The following is a 19,603-nucleotide window of genomic DNA, read 5'->3' as shown; positions in this document are numbered from 1 at the left end:
CCCAGGCAGGTTGGTTGAGATTGTGTGACGACATGGTCTGAATCTGCGATGACGAAGGCCTCCGGTTGTGGAGTGGAGCTGTCTAGGAACCGCTCCGCCAACAGGAGGCCTTCGTGTCCCACGCTAATGCCGCTTTGACTCCTCGCGCACGTCTTCGGCTGGCGCGCTTGATCGTCGATGACGGCTGGCCGATCGCCAGAGCCGCGGAGCGTTATGACGTGTCCTGGCCGACCGCCAAGCGGTGGGCCGGTCGTTACGCCCAGCACGGTGCGGCCGCGATGGCCGATCGGTCCTCCAGGCCACACCGCAGCCCGTCCAGGACGCCGCAGCCGGTAGTGCGCAAGATCGTGCACCTGCGATGGAAGCAGCGTCTGGGCCCGGTCCAGATCGCCGGGCGGCTCGGCATGCCGGCCTCGACCGTGCACGCCGTCCTGAGCAGGTGCCGGATCAACCGGCTCTCACACATCGACCGCGCCACCGGCGAGGCGATCAGACGCTACGAGCACGACCGGCCCGGCGCGATGCTGCACGTCGACGTCAAGAAACTCGGCAACATCCCCGATGGCGGCGGCTGGCGCTACCTCGGCAGAGTCCAAGGCGAGCGCAACCGACAGGCCACCGCTCGCCGCACCGGCGCCCGCAACACCCGCTATGAGCCCCGCATCGGCACCGCCTTCGTGCACACCGTCGTCGATGACCACTCACGCGTTGCCTACGCCGAAATCCGTGACGATGAGAAAGCCGCCACCGCGATCGACGTCCTGCGCAACGCCGTCGCCTGGTTCGCCGAACGCGGTGTCACCATCCAGCGGGTCCTCAGCGACAACGGATCGGCCTACAAATCCCACGCCTGGCGTGATGCGTGCGCCGAACTCGGCATCCGGCCCAAGAAGACCCGCCCCTACCGCCCTCAGACCAACGGCAAAGTCGAACGCTTCCACCGCACCCTGGCAGACGGCTGGGCCCTGGGGCGCTTCTACACCTCAGAACGAGCACGCCGCAAAGCCCTACCGGCTTGGCTCCATCACTACAATCACCACCGGCCCCACACCGCTACCGGCGGCAAACCACCCATCACCAGGTTGACCAACGTCCCTGGGCAGTACACCTAGGGAAAGCAGAAAGCCCGGCCGCGAAGGTGTTGGCGGCCGGGCTCTTCGTGCGAGGTCATGCCGTGCGAAGGCGGGCGAAGAAGGCCCTGGTGCGGCCGCCGCGCTCGGAGACCCGCGCCTTGCGGGCCTCGGCGACCTGGCGCTGGTGCGCCGCGGCCGCGTGGAGCTCGTCGACCCTGCTCTGCATCATCTGGTAGTTGAGCTCGGGGCTCATGGGGTTCTCCCGTGGTGTTCGTCGTCTTCCTGACACTCTCTAGATTCGGGCTAAGGCCCACCCCCGCACATCGGGTGGATGCCCTATCTCCGGACGTGCTCGCAGGTCCCCTGCGCCTAAGTCGGCAGGGGACATGCCTAGAGCGTCAGGTCGCGATGCCTACGGGCCCGCGGCCGCGACGATCGTCACCTTGGTGAAGCCCAGCGACTTCATGAGGCCCTCCAGCATCGCCTTGGTGTTGGCGTCGGCACGAGCCCGCAGGTCGCTGGCGACGGCCGCCTCGGCGATCTTCTTCTCAGCCAGGACGTAGAGCTCCTGCTGGTTCTGCGGGGAGGAGGACAGGAAGTCGGTCACCCTGTCGAACAGGCCTCGCTGCTGGGCGAAGACGTAGGAGCGCTTGTTGTCCAGGTTCGGCTTCTCCAGCTGGGCGGCCGGCAGCCGTACGGTGACCTGGGTGCGGTCGGCCGAGACGGTGATCGCGTCCTTCGCCAGCGAGCCGAAGTCCACGTACGCGTCGACGTTGCCCGCGCCGACGAACAGGGTGCGGGTGCCCTTGATCCCGTCGGGCAGGAAGGGCGCGTCCTTCTCCAGGTCGACCACGACCTGGAAGCTGCCCGTCGCCGCCTCGAACCTGGCCAGGTCATGGATGGACTGCAGCAGCACGGGCTGGCTGCGGTCCACGCTGCGTTCCTCGAGGGGGTTGAGCCACGACCACGCCAGTCGCCCGCCCACCACTGCCAGGACGGTGAGAACCAACACCGTCGCCACATATCGCCATCGGCGGCGCCTGGCCGCCGTCTGCACGGTCATGTAGAACTCACTGCCCCTGTCTACATGATCAACGCCAGCTCTGCGGTGACATCTCCGGTCCCCAGCTCTCACCGCTGGATGTGGGGTAGACCGGATAGGTGTTCGTGGCGGTCGGGGCGGGCGAGGCCACGGCGGGTCCGCCGCCGAAGTGCCTGGCCGACAGCTGGCAGGCCTTGAAGTCGGTGTAGAACATGCGCAGCCAGTCGCGACGCTGGTGCTCGGTCAGCCCGGAGAACCAGGCCGCGGCGTACTGGTGCTCGGGCAGCGGCCCTCCCGGCAGCGGCTCCCCGCGCAGCCATGCCATCACGATCTCCCTGTAGCCGCCGGCAGGATCGTCCCCGCAGGGGGCGGCCAGGCTCTCGACGTAGTCGTAGGCGGCCTCGTCGGCGAAGCCCGCCGACAGGTCGGGCAGGTGGATCGGCACGATGCCGGTCGAGGCGCGCAGGCTCTCTCCGAGCGGCCGCTGCTCCACCCTGGTGAACGCCGCGGGCGTGCCCGACAGCTTGGAAGCGATCTTGGTGAACGCGTCGCCGAGCTCGGTGAGACCGCCGCGCATCCCCGGATGCAGGCAGACCGTGATCGGCCACTCCTGGCAGCTGTAGGCCAGCGGCTGCGCGCTGGCGGGCTTGGGCTCGGTCAGCAGCCTGGCCACCCCCGTGCCCGCCGCCAGCACCGCGAGCAGCGCGAAGGCCAGCACCAGCGCCTGGCGCGTCACCACCGCCGCCCAGCCGAGCAGCAGGGTGAGCGCGATGCCGAGCAGCCACAGCGTCTGGTCGAGGAAGGCCGCCCCCGCCAGCCCCTGGAACAGGTCGTAAGGCTCACCCGTGCCGGGTGCGAGCCTGTCGGCCCACGTCTTGCCCTCGGCCAGCCACGTGAACAGCCCGTAGCACCCGAGACCCGCCACCAGCGGTGTCATCGCGTTCGGCACGAGCCAGCCCGTCACCCATCCGATGACGGCGTACAGGGCAAGACCCGCCATGCCCATGCCGAGTCCTGCCAGGTTGAGCCGCCCCGCCTGCTCGGTCAGCACGGTCTTGACCGCCAGCACCAGCACCGTCGCGGTGAACGACCCCACGACCACGACCACGATGGCCAGTGGCGCCTTGAGCGCGGTCCAGGTCGTGACCGACCTGCCGCGCAGGGCGCGGCGCTTGCGCGCGGCCACCCAGGCCGCGAACGCGGCCGCGACGGGACCGGTCAGCTTGAGCGACCCGATCACCGCCACCACGATGTTCTCCCAGGCGTCGACGCCCGGTATCAGGACGCTCCATGCGGCCACCAGCCCCACGGCCAGCAGAACGGCGGTCGTGACAGCCGCGCTCTGCTTCAGCTCCTCGCGTGTGACGCCGGCGTGCTCACGCACGGCGAAACCTCCCGCTGAAATACATCAAGCACCCCCCGTGCCCGGTCAGCGATCGCGGAACACCGGCTCATGGCCGTCCCCTGGCTCCGCGTCACCTTTTCGTGCGAGAACCATAACTGAGCGTGATGATTAGCGCCCAGGTTCTTGGTCAAGCGGTGAATATGGTTGCGCTCGGTAACTATACGAACCAGGACGAGCGGCACGCTAACGTAGCGCTGTGTCGCTCAACCTGCCGTTCGATCCGATCGAGCGCGCTGCTGAGACCTGGCGTGTTCACTTCGGGCCGTCCTCCGCCATGGCCGCGGTCACTTCGATCATGAGAGCGCACCAGATCCTGCTGTCGCAACTGGACTCGCTCCTCAAGCCGTATGACTTGACCTTCGCCAGATACGAAGCTCTCGTGTTGTTGACCTTCAGCAGAACAGGCGCCCTCCCGCTGTCGAAGATCGGCGAGCGCCTCATGGTGCATCCCACGAGCGTCACCAACACCGTCGATCGCCTGGAGAAGGCCGGTCTGGTGGTCCGTCTGCGCAACCCGCGCGACGGCAGGGGCGTGCTCGCCGAGATCACCGACAGGGGCAGGGAGATCGTGGACGCCGCTACCGCTGACCTGATGAACGCTGACTTCGGCATGACCATGTACGGCGAGAGCGAACTCAGCGAGATGTTCGGGCTGCTGCGCACGTTGCGAGTGGCGGCGGGTGACTTCAGCGCCTGACGGTCGCGCCCGCCCCGCTCCTGCGCTCCGCGCTCTGACGGTCGCGCCCGCCCCGGCCTTCGTCGCTCTCTCCGGCCGGGCTCCTGCGCTCGGTGCGGCGGCGATGCGGCAAGATGAGGAGCATGGCCGACATCTCTAGGCCCGGATCGCTCTACGGAGCAGTGGATCTGGGCGCGCGCAAGCAGGCAATCGAGGCGCAGGCCCGGCGAGAGGCCGCGGGGCCCCAGGCTGCGGCGTCGGTGGTCGACGTGACGGACGAGACGTTCACGACCGACGTCATCGACCGGTCGATGACGGTCCCCGTCATCCTCGACCTCTGGTCGCCGCGTGCCCAGGGCAGCGCACAGCTCAGCCCGATCCTCGAGAAGGTCATCACCGACCTGGGCGGCAGGGCCGTGCTCGCCAAGGTCAACGTCGACGCCAGCCCGCAGGTCGCCCAGGCGCTGCGCGTGCAGGCCGTGCCGACCGTGCTGGCCATCTTCCAGGGGCAGGCGGTGACCGGTTTCCAGCAGGTGCTGCCCGAGCAGGAGGTGCGCCGCTGGCTCGACGAGCTCATGGGCGCCGTCGAGCAGTTCTACGAGGCCAACCCCGACGCCAGGCCGAAGGGCGAGCAGGGCGAGGCCGCGGGCGCGCCCGAGCAGGACGGCCCGCCCGCCGACCCCGACCTGGTGGCCGCCGAGCAGGCCATCGACCAGGGCGACCTCGACGCGGCCGCCGCCGCCTACGAGCGGCTGCTGGCCCGCGCCCCCGGCAACGAGGACGCCAGGATGGGCCTCGCGGGCGTCGGCCTGATCAGGAGGACCGCCTCGGTCGACCCGGCCGACGTCGACCGCCGCCTGGGCGACCCCGCCGACATCGAGGCCCAGCTGCTGGCCGCCGACCTGGAGATGCTCTCGGGAAACGTCGAGCAGGCCTTCGACAGGCTGGTCTCCGTCGTCAAGCGCACCTCGGGCGACGAGCGCGACACCGTCAGGAAGCACCTGCTCGGCCTGTTCGACGCGCTGCCCGGTGACGACCCCGCCCTGGTGAAAGCGAGAAGAGCGCTTTCGAGCGCACTGTTCTAATCTGAGAGGTATGCGGGTCGTCACGATCTCGGCGACGTACGGCACGGCCGGCAGCGTCATCGGCCCGGCGGTAGCCGAACGCCTCGGTGTGCCCTTCGTCGACAGGGCGATCCCGAGTGCGGTGGCCGAGGAGCTCGGCTGCTCGATCGAGGAGGCGCTCGTCCACGACGACAGGGCCGAGCACGGGCTCGGCCGCCTGCTGTCGGGGGCGATGCGGCTGCCGACGGTCACCTTCGGCGGCGTCGACATGTACCTGCCCGGCGCGATGCCGCTCCCGCCGGAGGAGTTCGTCACCAGGACCGAACGCATGATCAAGGAGACCGCGCGGGCGAGCGGTGGGGTCTTCCTCGGCCGCGCGGGGGCGCTCGTGCTGGCCGAGCACCCTGGGGCCCTGCACGTGCGCCTCGACGCGCCGGCGCGCAGGCGGATCCTGCAGACCGCCGCCCTGTCGGAGGTCTCCGAGCGGGCGGCCCGCAAGCTGGTCGAGGACAACGACAGGGCGAGGTCGGCCTATGTCAGGCACTTCTACCGGGCCGACCCCGCCGATCCGCGGCTCTACCAGCTCGTGGTCGACAGCACGACCATCCCGGTGCAGGCCTGCGTCGAGCTGATCGTCATCGCTGCTGAGGCTGTGAACTGAGGCGCGGCTCCAGGCGGTGGTCCTGGCAGCCGCGCGGCGCGACGAGCGGGTTGCACCGCGCGATCGCTCCGCCGGGCAGCTCGGCGACGTAGTCGCTGCCGTTGCGGGCCGACAGGCCGATCACGGGGAAGTCCGTGCTGATCATCTGGGCGCCGCTCTCGAGCGCCGCCTTCAGCCGCGTGGTGTCGCCGGAACGGGCCTCGGTGAACGGCACGTCGGAGCGGGTGCGGACGTAGTAGCCGCGCCGCACGAAGTCCTGGATCTGGGCGGTGTTGGCGCCGAGCGGGTCGTTCCACCCGATGAAGGCGGCGTCGGGACGGCCCGGCCTGGAGTTGGTGAACAGCACCCTGCCCTCCAGGTTCGGACGCCCGGCCAGGTAGGGCGTCTGGACGGCGGCCGACTGGTTGTCCATGAAGAACAGCACCTTGCCGCGGGAGTCGCTGAGCCGCGGCCAGCCGTGCCGCAGCACGCTCTCCTCCAGGGACAGGCCGGGCCTGCGCACGTCGTCGGCGGTGATGAGCCGGTCGTCGGGAAAGACCGTGCGGATCTCCGCGTCCAGGGCGTCGAGCAGGGCGGCGGTCCACGGGCCGCTCTTGGCGCCGCCCACGGCCTCCTTGGCGGGGTCGGTCGTCTTCAGCTCGGTGAGGATCGTGATCGGGACGTGCCCCGGGTTGGCGTCCGACCAGTCGCGCACCTGGCGCAGGCACGTGACCAGGGCCGAACAGGTGGTGGCGTAGTCGTGGTCGCCCCAGTGCAGCACCTTGAACCCGGGCTTGGTGAGGTCCGGGTCGTCGAGGGGCGGCAGGCCCGCGTCGCGCCTGACCAGCGGCTTGGAGTACAGGCCGCCCTGCGGGTCGGGGAAGACGTCGAGCTCGATGCCGCGCACCCGCTGCGAGGCGAACTGGTGGGGGAGCGCCGCGTGCGAGTACTGCAGGTTCCACCAGTTGGCGTCCGTCTTCCGCTGGACGTCCTTCTCCGCGTCGGTCACCTCGCGGTGATAGCTGTTGTGGGTGGCGATCGTCTGGATCTGGTTGATCCTGACGTCCGACCTGGCTGTCGTCCCCACGGCGGGGGCGGCGGAGCTGAGGACGGCGAGCGCGGTCGCGGCGAGCAGGGCGGTCACACGGGACATGTGGCTCCTCGAGGGGTTCGTGGGGGCGCCCCCGACAGTCGCCGGGGGTGATGAACACCCGATCAAGAAAGAGTTCTCCCATTTCGGAAATGTCCGTAAACAATCCGGTCAAGAGCGTTGTCGAGAGGACTCGCCGGAGGTGGCACCATGGATGCATCCTTGGTCAGGCGCAAAGGAGCGATTGACGTGGCCACCGTCCCGAGCGTGTCTTACTCCATCACCGTGCGACTCGAGGTCCCCGCCGGCGGCAAGGCCGTCAGCCAGCTGACCCACGCGGTCGAGTCGGCAGGTGGCGTGGTCACCGCACTCGACGTCACCAACGCGGGGCACGAGAAGCTCCGCATCGACGTCACCTGCGCCGCCAGGGACACCGACCACGCCCAGCAGATCGTCGACCAGCTCGAGGCGGTCGAGGGCGTCGTCATCCACAAGGTCTCCGACCGGACCTTCCTCATGCACCTCGGCGGCAAGATCGAGATGCAGTCGAAGGTGCCGCTGCGCAACCGCGACGAGCTGTCGATGGCCTACACCCCCGGCGTCGCCCGCGTCTCCATGGCCATCGCCCGCAACCCCGAGGACGCCCGCCGCCTCACCATCAAGCGCAACAGCGTCGCCGTGGTCACCGACGGCTCGGCCGTCCTCGGCCTCGGCAACATCGGCCCCGCCGCCGCGCTGCCGGTCATGGAGGGCAAGGCGGCGCTGTTCAAGCGCTTCGCCGGCATCGACGCGTGGCCCATCTGCCTCGACACCCAGGACGTCGACGAGATCGTCTCCATCGTCCGCGCCATCGCGCCCGGCTTCGGCGGCATCAACCTGGAGGACATCTCCGCGCCGCGCTGCTTCGAGGTCGAGGCCAGGCTCAGAGACCTGCTCGACATCCCCGTCTTCCACGACGACCAGCACGGCACCGCGATCTGCGTGCTCGCCGCCCTGACCAACGCCCTGCGCGTGGTCGACAAGCGCATCGAGGACGTCCGCATCGCGATGGCGGGCGCCGGCGCGGCCGGCACCGCCGTCCTGCGCCTGCTGCTGGCCGCCGGCGCCCGCAACGTGGTCGTCTGCGACTACCTCGGCGCCGTCCACCTGGGCCGCGACGACCTCGACGACTCCCTGCGCTGGATCGCCGAGCACACCAACGCCGAGGGCTACTCCGGCGACCTGCGCGGCGCGGTCAAGGGCGCGGACGTCTTCGTCGGCGTCTCGGCTCCCGGCATCCTGACCGGCGACGACATCGCCACCATGGCCTCGAACGCCGTGGTGTTCGCCCTGGCCAACCCCGAGCCCGAGGTCTCGCCGGACGACGCCCGCGAGCACGCCGCCGTGGTGGCCACCGGCCGCTCCGACTACCCCAACCAGATCAACAACGTGCTGGCCTTCCCCGGCGTCTTCCGCGGCCTGCTCGACGCCCAGGCCACGGAGGTCACCGAGCAGATGCTCCTGGCGGCGGCGGGCGCGCTGGCCGCCGTGGTCACCCCTGAGGAGCTCGGCCCCAACTACATCGTCCCCAGCGTCTTCCACCCCGACGTGTCCACCGCCGTCGCGGCGGCCGTCAGGGAGTCGGCGGGCGGCAGGGCGCGCGGCTTCACCGAGGCCTGACCGGCGCCGCTCCCCGCGTTTCAGTCCTTGACGCCGGGGTGGCGCCCGCCGGCCGTCCGCGTGGGGGAGAAGTCGCCGTCGGGGGTCTGACGCGGCCAGATGGAGCCGTACCACCACACGATGCCGCCCATCAGCACGAGCGCCGCCCCTGTCGCCAGCTTGCCCATCAGGTCGGCGGGAGGCCCGGTGTAGGGCAAACCGTGGTCGCGGTCGCCCCAGTTCTGCCACCTGCCGTGCCCCCAGTCGCCTGAGCGGCTCGTGCAGTCGTTGTAGACCCGCTGGCGGTCGACCAGCTTGTCGTCGTGCGCGTTGCCGACGTAGTCGACCTCGATGCTGGCCGAGCTTCCCCTGGGGACGGGGACGTAGACGGTGGTGCTCCTGCGCGCCTTCACCGTGCCCCGCTCGACCAGGTGGTCGTCCCTCTTCACGGTGAAGCCCGCGGCGTAGTCGCTGTTGCTCTGGAGCAGCACCGGCACCATGTTCGTGGCGCAGTTCTGCTCGCGGACGGTCATGGTGAACGGGTCGCTGTCTCTTCGGTCATCCGCGGAGGCGGCCATCGGAAAGAGGAGCATCGCCCCTGTCGGCATCAGCAGCAGGGAGAGGGCGAGGCGTCTCCGGGTGGTCATTGCTCCTCCCGAGCACTTCCAAGATTGTGATCTTTGCTACGTACAGTGCCCATATGTGTGCGCTCGGTAACATCCGTCACTCGGGGGCGCGGGATCGGCTCGGGACCGGTCATGATGGAGGCATGGCGGAGGCGATCTACGTCGGCGGGTTGTTGGTGGCGACGCCACTGCTCGACGATCCCAACTTCCGGCGGAGTGTGGTGCTGATCCTCGAACACGACGCCGACGGCGGCACTCTCGGTGTCGTGCTGAACCGGCCCAGCGAGATCGCCGTCACGCAGGTGTTGCCGGTGTGGGACGCGCTGGTGAGCGGTCCTGCCGTGTTGTTCGAGGGCGGTCCTGTGCAGACCGACAGCGCGCTGGCGCTGGCCGCGGTGCCGAGCGGGGAGGAGCCGCTGGGCTGGCGTCGTCTGCACGCGGGCACGCCCGCGGTCTCCAGGCTCGGCACGGTCGATCTCGACGCGCCGCCGGAGATCCTGGCCGGCGAGATCGCCCAGATGCGGATCTTCGCCGGCTACGCGGGCTGGACGTCGGGCCAGCTGGAGAGCGAGATCGCCGAGGGGGCGTGGTACGTCGTCGACTCGGAGGTCGGCGACACCTTCGACGCCGATCCCGGACGGCTGTGGCGCTCGGTGCTGCGCCGCCAGCGGGGGGAGCTGGCCTTCGTGGCCACGCACCCCGACGACCCGACGATGAACTAGGCCGAGTTCCACAAGGGTCTTCGAGGGCCTCCGGCTAGCCCGCCAGGTCCCAGCCGGGGCGGAAGCTGCGCTCGGCGAGCATGAGCGCGGCGTCGACGCGCTCGAACATCTCGCCCATGCCGGTCACCTTCGGCCTCGGGCACTCGAAGCCGACCCTGACCGTGGCCATGGCGTAGGCGACGACCAGGTGGGGCAGCTGGTGGACGGCGGGGTCGAGGCCCTGCCGTCTGGCGACCTCGACGGCCATGCGCCGTTCGGTCTCGACGCCGCGGGCCACGCTCTTGCCCGCCAGCGCGGGGTTGTTCTCGATGAGACGTTGCATCTTGAGGAATCTTTCGGTCTCCTCAGGTGTCGCGTCGTTGAACTCGCTCAGCATCACGCGCAGCGCGTGCAGGAGCGACTGGAAGGGCGGCTCGTCCTCCGGCCTGCGCTGGAGCGCCTCGGTGACGACCTCCTCGCTGTGGTCGTGGAACCACAGGACCACGTGCTCCTTGCTGGTGAAGTAGCGGAAGAACGTGCGGGCCGAGATCTCGACGGACCCCGCGATCTGCTCCACGGTGGTCGTCTCGTATCCTTGTTCGAGGAACAGGTCGAGCGCCGCGTCGAGGATCGCCAGCCGCGTCTTCTCTTTTTTACGCTCCCGTAGACCCATGGACACCTCCCGGTCACAGTGTGCCACATGTCAGGCAGTGTCAAATAAAACCCATTTGTCATCTGTCATGCTGTGCCATAAATTTGCCTGCACTACCGATTCGTGTGCATTAGGGGGGACTTCCATGGCTGAAGCCGGGACCATGACGGCGAAGACGCCGTCAGATCCAGAAGGGGGGGCGAAGGGCAGCCCATGGCTGACGCTGCTGGCGGTCTCGCTGGGCGTCATCATGGTGATGCTCGACGGCACGGTGGTGGGCATCGCCAACCCCGTCATCGGCGCGGAGCTCAAGGCGACCCTGTCCGACCTGCAGTGGGTGACGAGCGGTTACCTGCTGGCCCTCGCGGTCTTCCTGATCACCGCGGGCAAGCTCGGCGACCTGTTCGGCCACAAGCGGATCTTCCTGATCGGCGTGGCGGGCTTCACGCTCACCTCGTTGGCGATCGGCTTCACCACCTCGATCACCCAGTTGATCATCCTGCGTGTGCTCCAGGGCCTGTTCGGCGCGCTGCTTCAGCCCGCCGCCCTGGCGCTGCTGCGCAACGCCTTCCCCGGCCCGAAGCTGAACCAGGCGATGGGCGCGTGGGGCGGCATCATCGGTCTGTCCAGCGCGGCCGGCCCGATCGTCGGCGGCCTCCTGGTGGAGAACGTCAGCTGGCAGTCGGTGTTCTTCATCAACGTCCCCGTGGGCATCATCGCCCTGATCATGGGCGTGCTGATCATCAACGAGAGCAAGACGCAGCTGCTGTCCAAGGTCGACTGGCTGGGCGTGGTGCTGCTGTCGGGCGCGATGTTCTCGCTGGTCTGGTCGATCATCAAGGCTCCCGAGTGGGGCTGGGGCGACACCAAGACGGTGGGCTTCCTCGCCGCCTTCGCCGTGCTGACCGCCCTGTTCATCTTCTGGCAGACCAAGGCCAGGCAGCCCCTGGTGCCGCTGTCGATCTTCAAGAACCCCTCGGTCGCCATCGGCACGGTGCTGATGATGATGGTCGCGTTCGCGATGTTCGGCGCGATGTTCTTCCTCGGCTTCTTCTTCCAGGGCGTGCACGGCCTGACCCCGCTCGAGGCGGGCGTGCGCATGCTGCCGATGAGCGCCGGCATGATCATCGCCTCCCCACTCGCCGGCATCGCGATCGGCAGGCTGGGCCCGAAGATCACCATGGCCGCGGGCCTGGTGATCACGGCGCTGGCCATGTTCCTCATGTCCAGGCTGGGCATCGAGGCCTCGTTCGTCGACAGCGGGATCCCGTTCCTGGTCCTCGCCTTCGGTCTGTCGCCGGTCTTCGTCGGCGCCACCGAGATCATCGTGGGCAACGTCGAACCCCAGTACGCCGGTGTCGCGGGTGGTGTTCAGCAGTCGGCCATGCAGATCGGCGGCGCGCTGGGCACGGCCATCCTGGGCGCGGTCATGGCAGGTGAGATCGCCAGCAGGCTGCCCGGCTACCTCGGCCCCGCCGCGCAGGCCATCCCGCCCGCCCAGATGAGCCAGCTCGAACAGGCCGCGGCCTTCGGCGTCGCGCCCACCCAGGGCCTGACCGCGCAGGCGGCCCAGGTGATCACCGACGCCGTGCACAACTCCTTCATGGACGGCATGCACCTGGCCTTCCTGGTGAGCACGGGCGTGGCCATCCTCACCGCGCTGCTGGCGCTGTTCGTCAAGCGTGGCGCCACGCCGACCGAGGGTGCTCCCATCCACGTCGGCTGATCTCGGCATCACCTTCCACGGCTCCCGTCCGACCAAGGCGGGAGCCGTCTCTCTGTGTGGAGCGGAGGCGTCGGCCGCATACACTCGATGGCGTGAGCACGAAGATCCTTCCAGAGCAGGAAACAACCCCGCGGCTCTCGCACGGCGACGGCGACCACGAACGGTTCGCCCACTATGCCGACAAGCACAAGATCACCGAGAGCATGGTGACCGGCACGCCGATCCGCGCCCTGTGCGGCAAGATCTGGGTGCCCAGCCGCGATCCGAAGAAGTACCCGGTCTGCCCGGAGTGCAAGGAGATCTACGAAGGGCTGCCCCAGGGCGGCGACGGTGACGACGGCAAGCAGTGAGTGTTGATCACGTGAAATCCCCCGAGGCGCAGCTAAGGTCGCGATATTGACCAGCTCATGCCGCATCGGGGGATCGCATGGCCCGGCGTACGACCGCCGCTGCTCTGGTGTGCCTGCTCGCCGCCTGGCCCTTGGCCGTGGCGAGCGCGCCCGCCACGGCCGCGGGAGGCTGCTCGCCGGCCTCGAGAAACGGCAGGGGCGACGCACGCCCTGAGTCCGTCCCCGTGGCGGCCATGCTCGCCGATCTCGCCTCGCGCGACAGCACCTCCGCCGCTCTCACCGCGCCCATCGCCGTCCCTCTGTGGGTCCACGTCCTGACCGACGGCGCCCGCAGGGCTCCTGACGAGGCGGTCACGGCCCAGGTGGCGACCCTCAACGCCGCCTACGCGGGCACCTACGGCGGGGTCGACACCCACGTGCGCTTCCGTCTCGAAGGCGTCACGGTGACCGCCAAGGCCGAGTGGTTCGCCAACCCGCTGGCCCACGAGACGGAGATGAAGACCGAGCTGCGGCGGGGCGGCCCCGGCACTCTCAACCTGTACATCGGCCAGCTGGCCGAGCTCGTGCTGGGGTACTCGACCTATCCCTTCTGGTACACGACCGCCCCTCACCTCGACGGTGTCGTCATCGACTGGCGCAGCCTGCCCGGCGGCTCACTGGCCGACTTCGACCGCGGCTTCACCAGCGTGCACGAGATCGGTCACTGGCTGGGCCTGTTCCACACCTTCGAGAACGGCTGCGAGGCTCCTGGCGACGGCGTCGAAGACACCCCGCCCCAGGCCACCCCCACCGTGGGATGTCCCGAGAGCAAGGACACGTGCAGCGCGCCGGGGGCCGACCCGATCCACAACTACATGGACTACACCCATGATCGCTGCATGTCGGAGTTCACGCAGGGGCAGGTCGACCGGATGCACGAGATGTGGTCGGCCTACCGCGCACAGGTCTAGCCGACCCCGTCCAACTAGGATGTTCGAGTGACAGCACCGAAGGCACTCGACACTCCATACGCAACCCCTCGCATCTTCGGTCCTGAGTACCGCGCCGCGAGCCTCGGCATCCTCCTCTGCGTCACCCTCGTCGCCTTCGAGGGCATGTCCGTCGGCGTCGTCATGCCCGCCATCTCCGAAGAACTCGACGCGCTCAACCTGTACGGCATGAGCTTCTCCGCCTTCCTCATCGGCGGACTGTTCGCCAACGTCGTGGCGGGGTTGTGGTCGGACAGGAAGGGCTACGGGCTGCCGTTCATCGCCGGCATCACGCTGTTCGTCATCGGCATGGCGCTGGCGGGCGCGGCGCTCAACAAGGAGCTGTTCGTCCTGGCCAGGGTCGTGCAGGGGCCTGGGCGGCGGCTCCACCATCGTGGCCATCTACGTCATGATCGCCAGGGTCTACGCCCCCGAGGCCAGAGGCAGGATCTTCGCTGCCATCTCCGCCGCCTGGGTGGTCCCCGCCATGGTCGGCCCCGCCGTCGCGGGCCTCGTGGCCGACACCGTCGGCTGGCGGTGGGTCTTCTACGGCATCTGCCCGCTCATCGTGCCCGCCCTGCTCATGCTGCTGCCCGCGCTCAGGCAGAGCTCGCGGGGCACCCCCGAGCCGGGCGCGAGGGCCCTGCCCCGCGTCATGGCCGCTGCCGCCACGGCGGGCGGAGCGGCCCTGCTGCTGTTCGGGGTGGACCGCGTGCACACCTCGCCCGTCGAGGGCTCCCTCGCCACCGTGGGCGGCCTGGCGCTGCTCGTCCTGGGCCTGCCGAGGCTGCTGCCCAAGGGGGCGCTCAGGTTCGCCAGGGGCCTGCCCACCACGATCATGATGCGCGGCATGTACTCCGCCGCGTTCTTCGGCGTCAACTCCTTCATCCCGCTGATGCTCACGCAGGTCAAGCAGTTCGGCACCGCCGAGGCGGGCATCGCACTCACCACCGGCGCGCTGGGCTGGTCCGCGGGCGCCTACCTGCAGAGCAGGAGCGGCTATCCCGCCGAGAAGCTGCTGAGGATCGGCGCCGCGGCCGTGCTGGTCGGCGTGCTCGGCACGATGCTCACCGCGCTGCCCCTCGTCAGCGGCTGGATCGCGGTGCCCGCGTGGATCGTCGGCGGGCTCGGCATGGGCATCTCCGTCACCACGGTCGGCGTGACCATGTTGAGGCAGTCGCCCGAGGCCGAGCAGGGCAAGAACTCCGCCGCGATGCAGGTCATGGACACCCTCGGCTCCGCCCTCGCCATCGGCGTCGGCGGCGCGCTGATCAACCTCATCGGCCACGCGCCCGCCCAGATCTCCACCGGCTTCGTCGTGATCGCGCTGCTGATGGGCGCCGTCTCGCTCGCCGCCGTGGTGATCGCCTCCAGGGTCAGAACCTGAACTCATTTCCCCCTCTCGCCCCAGCGATCACGAATCCCCTGATGGCCGTCCGCATGAGTGATAAGACGGCCAGATGGAGGACGATCGACGGGTCTGGCCGCCGGGTTCGCACGACTCGGACCCTCCGTGGAACCCGGAGCTCAGGCGGACGGCGGAGCGTTCCCTGCCCGACTCGCCGCCCGACTCGCTGCCCCCCTCGGCCAGGCTGTACGGCGCGCCGGCCGCGCCCAGGAGGCCGCGCCGGTGGCCGCGCAGGGCGGGGGCGCTGCTCGCCATGATCGTGGCGGGCGGGCTGGTCGCCGGGCTCGCCACGGTCGTGCTGCGGCTGGCCGTACCCGAGCAGGCCAGGACGGCGATGCTGATCGACGCCACGGCCGCCGTGGAGATCCCGCTGCCCGAAGGGTGGCGGCAGGACCCCGTTCCTCCCGTCACGGGCTTCACCTCGGCCGCCCGGCACGGCCTCGACACCCTGGTCATGGCCAGGCCCAGCGGCGCGCCCTCCGACGCGGCCAAGGCCACGGCGCAGGCGGCCGAGCTCTACTCCAGGCTGCTGCTCCACGGCGACAGGGTGAGCGTCGTCGAGGACAGGCCCATCACGATCGGCCCGTACGGCGGGCACACGCGTTCGCTGCGCGCTGAGTACAAGGACGTGGTGAACCGCCCGGCGTATCTTCGAGTGATGCTTCTCACGAAACCCGGCAGGACGGTCGTCGTCGTCGGGCTGCTCCAACCCGACGAAACCACCAGCAGGCAGGCGCTCGACGCGGTCATGACGAGCGTGCGATAAGCCCAATAGCACGCAGAGGTGAGCTTGGCCAGGATCCGCTTAGCACGGCACGTCTTGTCGGTGTCCCCGATTACCCTTGGGTCACTGTGAGAGAGCGAAGCACACGAGTCCCAGAGGTGATGGCGTGAGTACGTTCGCGGCATCCCACCTGTCGCCCTCCTATCCCGACCGCGCTGCCTGGGGCACCGCGCCCAAACTGCGCGCCTGGCAGCAGGAGGCCTTCGACCTCTACTTCAGGAGCGAGCCGCGCGACTTCATGACCGTCGCGACGCCCGGTGCGGGAAAGACCACCTACGCGCTGCGCATCGCCAGCGAGCTGCTCACCCAGGGCGTGATCAGGGCGATCACCATCGTCACGCCCACCGAGCACCTCAAACGCCAGTGGGCCGACGCGGCGGGCAAGGTCGGCATGGCGATCGACCCCGAGTTCAAGAACAGCCAGGGCAGCACCTCGCGCGACTACCTCGGCGTGGCGGTCACCTACGCCCAGGTCGCCATGCACCCCGCGCTGCATCGGGCGCGCACCGAGGCGCGCAAGACGCTGGTCATCTTCGACGAGGTCCACCACGCGGGCGACGCCAAGTCGTGGGGCGACGGCATCCGCGAGGCCTTCGAGCCCGCCACCCGCCGCCTCCACCTCACCGGCACGCCCTTCCGATCCGACGACAGCCCCATCCCCTTCGTCGAGTACGCCGAGGACGCCGAGGGCTTCAAGCGCAGCGTCTCCGACTACTCCTACGGCTACGGCCCCGCCCTGGCCGACGGCGTCGTGCGCCCCGTCATCTTCCTGGCCTACTCCGGCGAGATGAAGTGGCGCACGAGAGCGGGCGACGAGATCGCCGCCACGCTCGGCACCCCGCTCACCAAGGACCAGCTCTCCCAGGCCTGGCGCGCCGCGCTCGACCCCAAGGGCGACTGGATCCGCCAGGTCATGCAGGCCGCCGACCGCCGCCTCACCGAGGTGCGGCGCGGCGTGCCCGACGCGGGCGGCCTGGTCATCGCCACCGACCACGAGGCGGCCCGCGCCTACGCCCGCCATCTGCGCAACATCACCGGCGAGGGCGCCACGGTCGTGCTCTCCGACGATCCCGGCGCGTCCAAGAAGATCAAGCAGTTCTCCGCCTCGCAGGACCGGTGGCTGGTAGCCGTCCGCATGGTGTCGGAGGGCGTCGACATCCCGCGCCTGTGCGTGGGCGTCTACGCCACCTCCACCTCCACGCCGCTCTTCTTCGCCCAGGCGGTCGGGCGCTTCGTGCGCGCCCGCAAGCGGGGCGAGATGGCCTCGGTCTTCCTGCCGTCGGTGCCGACCCTCATGGGGCTGGCCAACGAGATGGAGCTCGAGCGCGACCACGTCCTCAACAAGCGCCCGCCCGAGGACGGCCTCGACGACAGCCTGCTCGAGAACGCCAACAGGCGTCAGGACAACCCCGACGTCCTCGGCGACGAGCTGCCGTTCGAGACCATGGAGACGAACGCCACCTTCGACAGGGTGCTGTTCGACGGCGGCGAGTTCGGCACAGGGGCCGAGGTCGGCTCCGCCGAGGAGGAGGACTTCCTCGGCCTGCCGGGGCTGCTCGAGCCCGACCAGGTGGCCTCCCTGCTGCGCAAGCGCCAGGCCGACCAGCAGGCGGCCAAGCGGCGCGCGCCGAAGCCCGTGGAGCCGGTCATGTCGCCCCACGAGCAGCTGGCCGAGCTGCGTAAGGAGCTCAACGGGCTGGTGGGCGCGTGGAACCACCGCACGGGGCAGCCACACGGGGTGATCCACTCGGAGCTGCGCCGCGCGTGTGGCGGGCCGCCGATCGCCCAGGCGACGGGGGAGCAGGTCCAGGAGCGCATCGACAAGATCCGCCAGTGGGCCACCCAGCGATCCCGCTGAGCTCCTCCCAGCACCGGGCCGCACCTCCACCCTTCCTGTACGGCGCGGTCTCTCCGCACGGCGCGGTGTGTCTGTGCGGGCTGTTTGTCTCCACGGCGCGCCCTTCAAGGCGCGGCTTCTCTGTGTGGTGGGGCTCTCCTGGGCCCCTCCGTACGGCACAGCGTGGTGGCGGCCACCGGGGTCACCGGTGGCCGTCCGTCCTTCACGCGTGCTCCAGCGGGACTCCGGCGCTCGCCGTCACGTCAGGCTCGCTTAACCGCCCAGCGGTCGGTGCTCGCCGGACGGCTGGACGGCTGAACGGCTGGGCGGCTCAATGGCTAAAACAGCTGAGCGGTTCGGCGGCTCAACGGGCAACGGGTCAACGCGCAACGGGTCAACGCGCAACGGCTCAACGGGCAACGACTCGGCGGCTCGGTGGTTCTGCGGCTCAACGGTTCGGGCGGTCCGGTTCGGCGGGGCTGGTCAGGGGGTCAGCGTTGCAGCGGGATGCGGCGGCCTGAGCGGCCGTCCACCGTCACGTAGCGGGTGTGCCTGGGCAGGTGGTGGAGGGGGAGCGCCAGCGAGGCCGTGCCGTACTCGACGTGGACGGGAACCGTCCTGACGCCTTCGCGCTGGATCGACGACGCGCGTCCAGCCTGGGCACGGGACGCGTCCTCACGCTGGGCACGGGACGCGCTTCCAGCCTGGGCACGGGACGCGTCCTGAAGCTGGGCTTGGGGCGGGGTCGCGTGGCCTGTCTGAGGGGCGTCAACGGGGTGAGTGGGAGTCGCCGGGACGGGGCGGGTCTGCGGGGTGCCCTCGGTTATCCAGACCCTCAGCTCGCGTCCCCTGCGGCGCAGGAGGACCTCGGCGGTGCCGCACTCGTCAGGCGCCGCCGTCCAGTAGAGCCTCAACTGTTCGTGGCGCCTGCCCAGCCGGGCCGCCTGCGGCACGGGAGCGCGCTCGGAGCAGTCCGGGGCGGCGGGCCGACGAGCGGCGGCGGGGGCGTCGTGGGCGACCACCACGAGCGACTCCCGCTCCTGGCTGATCAGCACCGTTGCCGCCTCCATCGCCACCAGCGTGAGCACGGCGCCGAGACGGGCCGGGTTACGGCCGCGCACCAGGATCCACAGGCACAAAGGCGACAGCACGAGCCAGGCGAGGCCGAGAGCGAAGGCGAGCATGGGCGTCCTCTACACGTCGGATGAGCTTCCAGGCTCTCCGTAGTAGTTCAGGAGCGGGCGGTTCTCATCGCCTTGACCATCACATCACCCGGGCGTGGCGAGGTGTCTAACCTCGCGGGAGGTGCTCTCAGCGGACGGTCGGGTCGCCCTCGAGGGTGGCCCCGGCGTCGCGGAGCTGCGCCAGCGCCGTGTCCGTCGTCTGCCTGGCCACTCCGGCCGTGAGGTCGAGCAGCACGCGTACGGCGAGACCCTGCTCCACCGCGTCCATGGCCGTGGCCCTGACGCAGTGGTCGGTGGCGATGCCGACGACGTCGACCGTCTGGACGCCCCGCCCCGCCAGCCAGTCCGCCAGCGGGACGCCCTCGGAAGAGGAGCCCTCGAAGCCGCTGTAGGCCGCCGCGTGGGCGCCCTTGCTGAAGACCTCCTCCACCTTCGAGGTGTCGAAGGCCGGGTGGAAGTCGGCGCCGCGCGTGCCCGCGACGCAGTGTGCCGGCCAGGTGGTGACGAAGTCGGGCTCGGCGGCGAAGTGCGAGCCGGGGTCGACGTGGTAGTCGCGGGTGGCCACCACGTGGTCGTAGGGGTGCGTGGCCACGTACGCGCTGATCGCGGCCGCGACCTCGGCGCCGCCCGACACGGGGAGGCTGCCGCCCTCGCAGAAGTCGTTCTGCACGTCCACGATGATCAATGCGGTGCTCACACCGTCGAGCCTACTCATGGCCGGGCGCGAGGGGAGAGGGGC

21 protein-coding genes and 1 pseudogene are annotated in these 19,603 nt (G+C 69.8%); 13 read left to right on the top strand and 9 right to left on the bottom strand.

What is annotated here, in order from left to right; all coding sequences use genetic code 11:
- Positions 1-113: 113 nt before the first annotated feature.
- Positions 114-1,112 carry an IS481 family transposase gene (locus FHR33_RS18225; protein WP_183649018.1) on the top strand — a complete coding sequence of 333 codons (999 nt, stop codon included), beginning with the start codon at positions 114-116 and terminating at the stop codon, positions 1,110-1,112.
- 55 nt (positions 1,113-1,167) lie between these two features.
- Here FHR33_RS18225 and FHR33_RS18220 read toward each other — a convergent pair whose 3' ends face one another.
- The 3 genes from FHR33_RS18220 to FHR33_RS18210 all read right to left on the bottom strand — a co-directional run bounded on the left by FHR33_RS18220 (position 1,168) and on the right by FHR33_RS18210 (position 3,499).
- On the bottom strand, positions 1,168-1,326 hold the full coding sequence (locus FHR33_RS18220; protein ID WP_183649016.1) for a hypothetical protein: 159 nt from the start codon (positions 1,324-1,326) through the stop codon (positions 1,168-1,170).
- Positions 1,327-1,485: 159 nt separating this feature from the next.
- Complete coding sequence (locus tag FHR33_RS18215) at positions 1,486-2,136, bottom strand: DUF4230 domain-containing protein (RefSeq protein ID WP_183649013.1); 651 nt, start codon at positions 2,134-2,136, stop codon at positions 1,486-1,488.
- Positions 2,137-2,164: 28 nt separating this feature from the next.
- Positions 2,165-3,499, bottom strand: coding sequence for a hypothetical protein (locus tag FHR33_RS18210; protein ID WP_183649009.1), 1,335 nt, complete (start codon positions 3,497-3,499; stop codon positions 2,165-2,167).
- Positions 3,500-3,716: 217 nt separating this feature from the next.
- Here FHR33_RS18210 and FHR33_RS18205 point away from each other — a divergent pair, with 217 nt between their 5' ends.
- Positions 3,717-4,217, top strand: coding sequence for a MarR family winged helix-turn-helix transcriptional regulator (locus FHR33_RS18205; protein WP_183649006.1), 501 nt, complete (start codon positions 3,717-3,719; stop codon positions 4,215-4,217).
- Here the strand turns inward: FHR33_RS18205 and FHR33_RS51770 are convergent.
- On the bottom strand, positions 4,207-4,341 hold the full coding sequence (locus FHR33_RS51770) for a hypothetical protein (protein WP_281388167.1): 135 nt from the start codon (positions 4,339-4,341) through the stop codon (positions 4,207-4,209). The genes FHR33_RS18205 and FHR33_RS51770 overlap by 11 nt on opposite strands.
- On the opposite strand from FHR33_RS51770, the gene FHR33_RS18200 reads away from it, so the two are divergent.
- Together FHR33_RS18200 and FHR33_RS18195 are read left to right on the top strand one after the other, a co-directional pair.
- Complete coding sequence (locus tag FHR33_RS18200; RefSeq protein WP_183649003.1) at positions 4,340-5,281, top strand: tetratricopeptide repeat protein; 942 nt, start codon at positions 4,340-4,342, stop codon at positions 5,279-5,281. The two genes, FHR33_RS51770 and FHR33_RS18200, sit on opposite strands and share 2 nt — an antisense overlap.
- Before the next feature lie 10 nt (positions 5,282-5,291).
- Entirely contained in the window at positions 5,292-5,921 is a 630-nt protein-coding gene (locus tag FHR33_RS18195; protein ID WP_183649000.1) for a cytidylate kinase-like family protein, read from the top strand.
- Here the strand turns inward: FHR33_RS18195 and FHR33_RS18190 are convergent.
- The gene (locus FHR33_RS18190; RefSeq protein ID WP_183648997.1) at positions 5,896-7,053 is read right to left on the bottom strand and encodes a phosphatidylinositol-specific phospholipase C1-like protein; all 1,158 of its coding nucleotides are present in this window, start codon (positions 7,051-7,053) and stop codon (positions 5,896-5,898) included. The genes FHR33_RS18195 and FHR33_RS18190 overlap by 26 nt on opposite strands.
- Positions 7,054-7,239: 186 nt before the next feature.
- On the opposite strand from FHR33_RS18190, the gene FHR33_RS18185 reads away from it, so the two are divergent.
- The gene (locus FHR33_RS18185) at positions 7,240-8,649 is read left to right on the top strand and encodes an NAD-dependent malic enzyme (protein ID WP_183648994.1); all 1,410 of its coding nucleotides are present in this window, start codon (positions 7,240-7,242) and stop codon (positions 8,647-8,649) included.
- Positions 8,650-8,669: 20 nt separating this feature from the next.
- Here the strand turns inward: FHR33_RS18185 and FHR33_RS18180 are convergent, their stop codons facing one another.
- Complete coding sequence (locus tag FHR33_RS18180; protein ID WP_183648990.1) at positions 8,670-9,275, bottom strand: hypothetical protein; 606 nt, start codon at positions 9,273-9,275, stop codon at positions 8,670-8,672.
- 122 nt (positions 9,276-9,397) lie between these two features.
- On the opposite strand from FHR33_RS18180, the gene FHR33_RS18175 reads away from it, so the two are divergent.
- Positions 9,398-9,976 (top strand): YqgE/AlgH family protein, encoded by a 579-nt coding sequence (locus FHR33_RS18175; protein ID WP_183648987.1) that lies wholly within the window; start codon positions 9,398-9,400, stop codon positions 9,974-9,976.
- A gap of 34 nt (positions 9,977-10,010) precedes the next feature.
- On the opposite strand, the gene FHR33_RS18170 is transcribed toward FHR33_RS18175, so the two are convergent.
- Positions 10,011-10,628, bottom strand: a complete 618-nt coding sequence (locus FHR33_RS18170; RefSeq protein ID WP_183648985.1) for a TetR family transcriptional regulator — start codon at positions 10,626-10,628, stop codon at positions 10,011-10,013.
- A gap of 124 nt (positions 10,629-10,752) precedes the next feature.
- On the opposite strand from FHR33_RS18170, the gene FHR33_RS18165 reads away from it, so the two are divergent.
- From FHR33_RS18165 to FHR33_RS18140, 7 genes and pseudogenes are all read left to right on the top strand, one after another.
- Positions 10,753-12,333: a DHA2 family efflux MFS transporter permease subunit gene (locus tag FHR33_RS18165; protein WP_183648983.1), complete on the top strand. Its 1,581-nt coding sequence runs from the start codon at positions 10,753-10,755 to the stop codon at positions 12,331-12,333.
- 92 nt (positions 12,334-12,425) lie between these two features.
- Positions 12,426-12,683, top strand: a complete 258-nt coding sequence (locus FHR33_RS18160) for a DUF3039 domain-containing protein (protein ID WP_183648981.1) — start codon at positions 12,426-12,428, stop codon at positions 12,681-12,683.
- A gap of 77 nt (positions 12,684-12,760) precedes the next feature.
- On the top strand, positions 12,761-13,633 hold the full coding sequence (locus FHR33_RS18155) for a zinc metalloprotease (protein ID WP_183648979.1): 873 nt from the start codon (positions 12,761-12,763) through the stop codon (positions 13,631-13,633).
- A 144-nt stretch (positions 13,634-13,777) separates the two neighbouring features.
- Positions 13,778-13,963 (top strand): annotated as a pseudogene (locus FHR33_RS50330) (MFS transporter); the annotation flags it as partial.
- 82 nt (positions 13,964-14,045) lie between these two features.
- Complete coding sequence (locus FHR33_RS18150; protein WP_312895598.1) at positions 14,046-15,038, top strand: MFS transporter; 993 nt, start codon at positions 14,046-14,048, stop codon at positions 15,036-15,038.
- 73 nt (positions 15,039-15,111) lie between these two features.
- A complete protein-coding gene (locus FHR33_RS18145) occupies positions 15,112-15,825 on the top strand; it encodes a hypothetical protein (protein ID WP_183648977.1) in 714 nt (237 codons plus the stop codon).
- Between the two features lie 124 nt (positions 15,826-15,949).
- Positions 15,950-17,701, top strand: coding sequence for a DEAD/DEAH box helicase (locus FHR33_RS18140; RefSeq protein ID WP_183648975.1), 1,752 nt, complete (start codon positions 15,950-15,952; stop codon positions 17,699-17,701).
- Between the two features lie 470 nt (positions 17,702-18,171).
- On the opposite strand, the gene FHR33_RS18135 is transcribed toward FHR33_RS18140, so the two are convergent.
- Positions 18,172-18,864 carry a hypothetical protein gene (locus tag FHR33_RS18135; RefSeq protein WP_183648972.1) on the bottom strand — a complete coding sequence of 231 codons (693 nt, stop codon included), beginning with the start codon at positions 18,862-18,864 and terminating at the stop codon, positions 18,172-18,174.
- Positions 18,865-18,991: 127 nt separating this feature from the next.
- Positions 18,992-19,561, bottom strand: coding sequence for a nicotinamidase (locus FHR33_RS18130; protein WP_312895597.1), 570 nt, complete (start codon positions 19,559-19,561; stop codon positions 18,992-18,994).
- Between the last annotated feature and the right edge of the window lie 42 nt (positions 19,562-19,603).

Source organism: Nonomuraea dietziae (genome assembly GCF_014195505.1).
Classification (GTDB): Bacteria; Actinomycetota; Actinomycetes; order Streptosporangiales; family Streptosporangiaceae; genus Nonomuraea; species Nonomuraea roseola.
This window is presented reverse-complemented; position numbering and strand designations above follow the sequence as displayed.

Bases quoted from the DNA above. Each gene is read 5' to 3' on its own strand.
- FHR33_RS18220 (WP_183649016.1), bottom strand. From the start codon at position 1,326: ATGAGCCCCGAGCTCAACTACCAGATGATGCAGAGCAGGGTCGACGAG.
- FHR33_RS18215 (WP_183649013.1), bottom strand. From the start codon at position 2,136: ATGACCGTGCAGACGGCGGCCAGGCGCCGCCGATGGCGATATGTGGCG.
- FHR33_RS18200 (WP_183649003.1), top strand. From the start codon at position 4,340: ATGGCCGACATCTCTAGGCCCGGATCGCTCTACGGAGCAGTGGATCTG.
- FHR33_RS51770 (WP_281388167.1), bottom strand. From the start codon at position 4,341: ATGCTCCTCATCTTGCCGCATCGCCGCCGCACCGAGCGCAGGAGCCCG.
- FHR33_RS18195 (WP_183649000.1), top strand. From the start codon at position 5,292: ATGCGGGTCGTCACGATCTCGGCGACGTACGGCACGGCCGGCAGCGTC.
- FHR33_RS18190 (WP_183648997.1), bottom strand. From the start codon at position 7,053: ATGTCCCGTGTGACCGCCCTGCTCGCCGCGACCGCGCTCGCCGTCCTC.
- FHR33_RS18180 (WP_183648990.1), bottom strand. From the start codon at position 9,275: ATGACCACCCGGAGACGCCTCGCCCTCTCCCTGCTGCTGATGCCGACA.
- FHR33_RS18175 (WP_183648987.1), top strand. From the start codon at position 9,398: ATGGCGGAGGCGATCTACGTCGGCGGGTTGTTGGTGGCGACGCCACTG.
- FHR33_RS18170 (WP_183648985.1), bottom strand. From the start codon at position 10,628: ATGGGTCTACGGGAGCGTAAAAAAGAGAAGACGCGGCTGGCGATCCTC.
- FHR33_RS18165 (WP_183648983.1), top strand. From the start codon at position 10,753: ATGGCTGAAGCCGGGACCATGACGGCGAAGACGCCGTCAGATCCAGAA.
- FHR33_RS18155 (WP_183648979.1), top strand. From the start codon at position 12,761: ATGGCCCGGCGTACGACCGCCGCTGCTCTGGTGTGCCTGCTCGCCGCC.
- FHR33_RS18145 (WP_183648977.1), top strand. From the start codon at position 15,112: ATGGAGGACGATCGACGGGTCTGGCCGCCGGGTTCGCACGACTCGGAC.
- FHR33_RS18135 (WP_183648972.1), bottom strand. From the start codon at position 18,864: ATGCTCGCCTTCGCTCTCGGCCTCGCCTGGCTCGTGCTGTCGCCTTTG.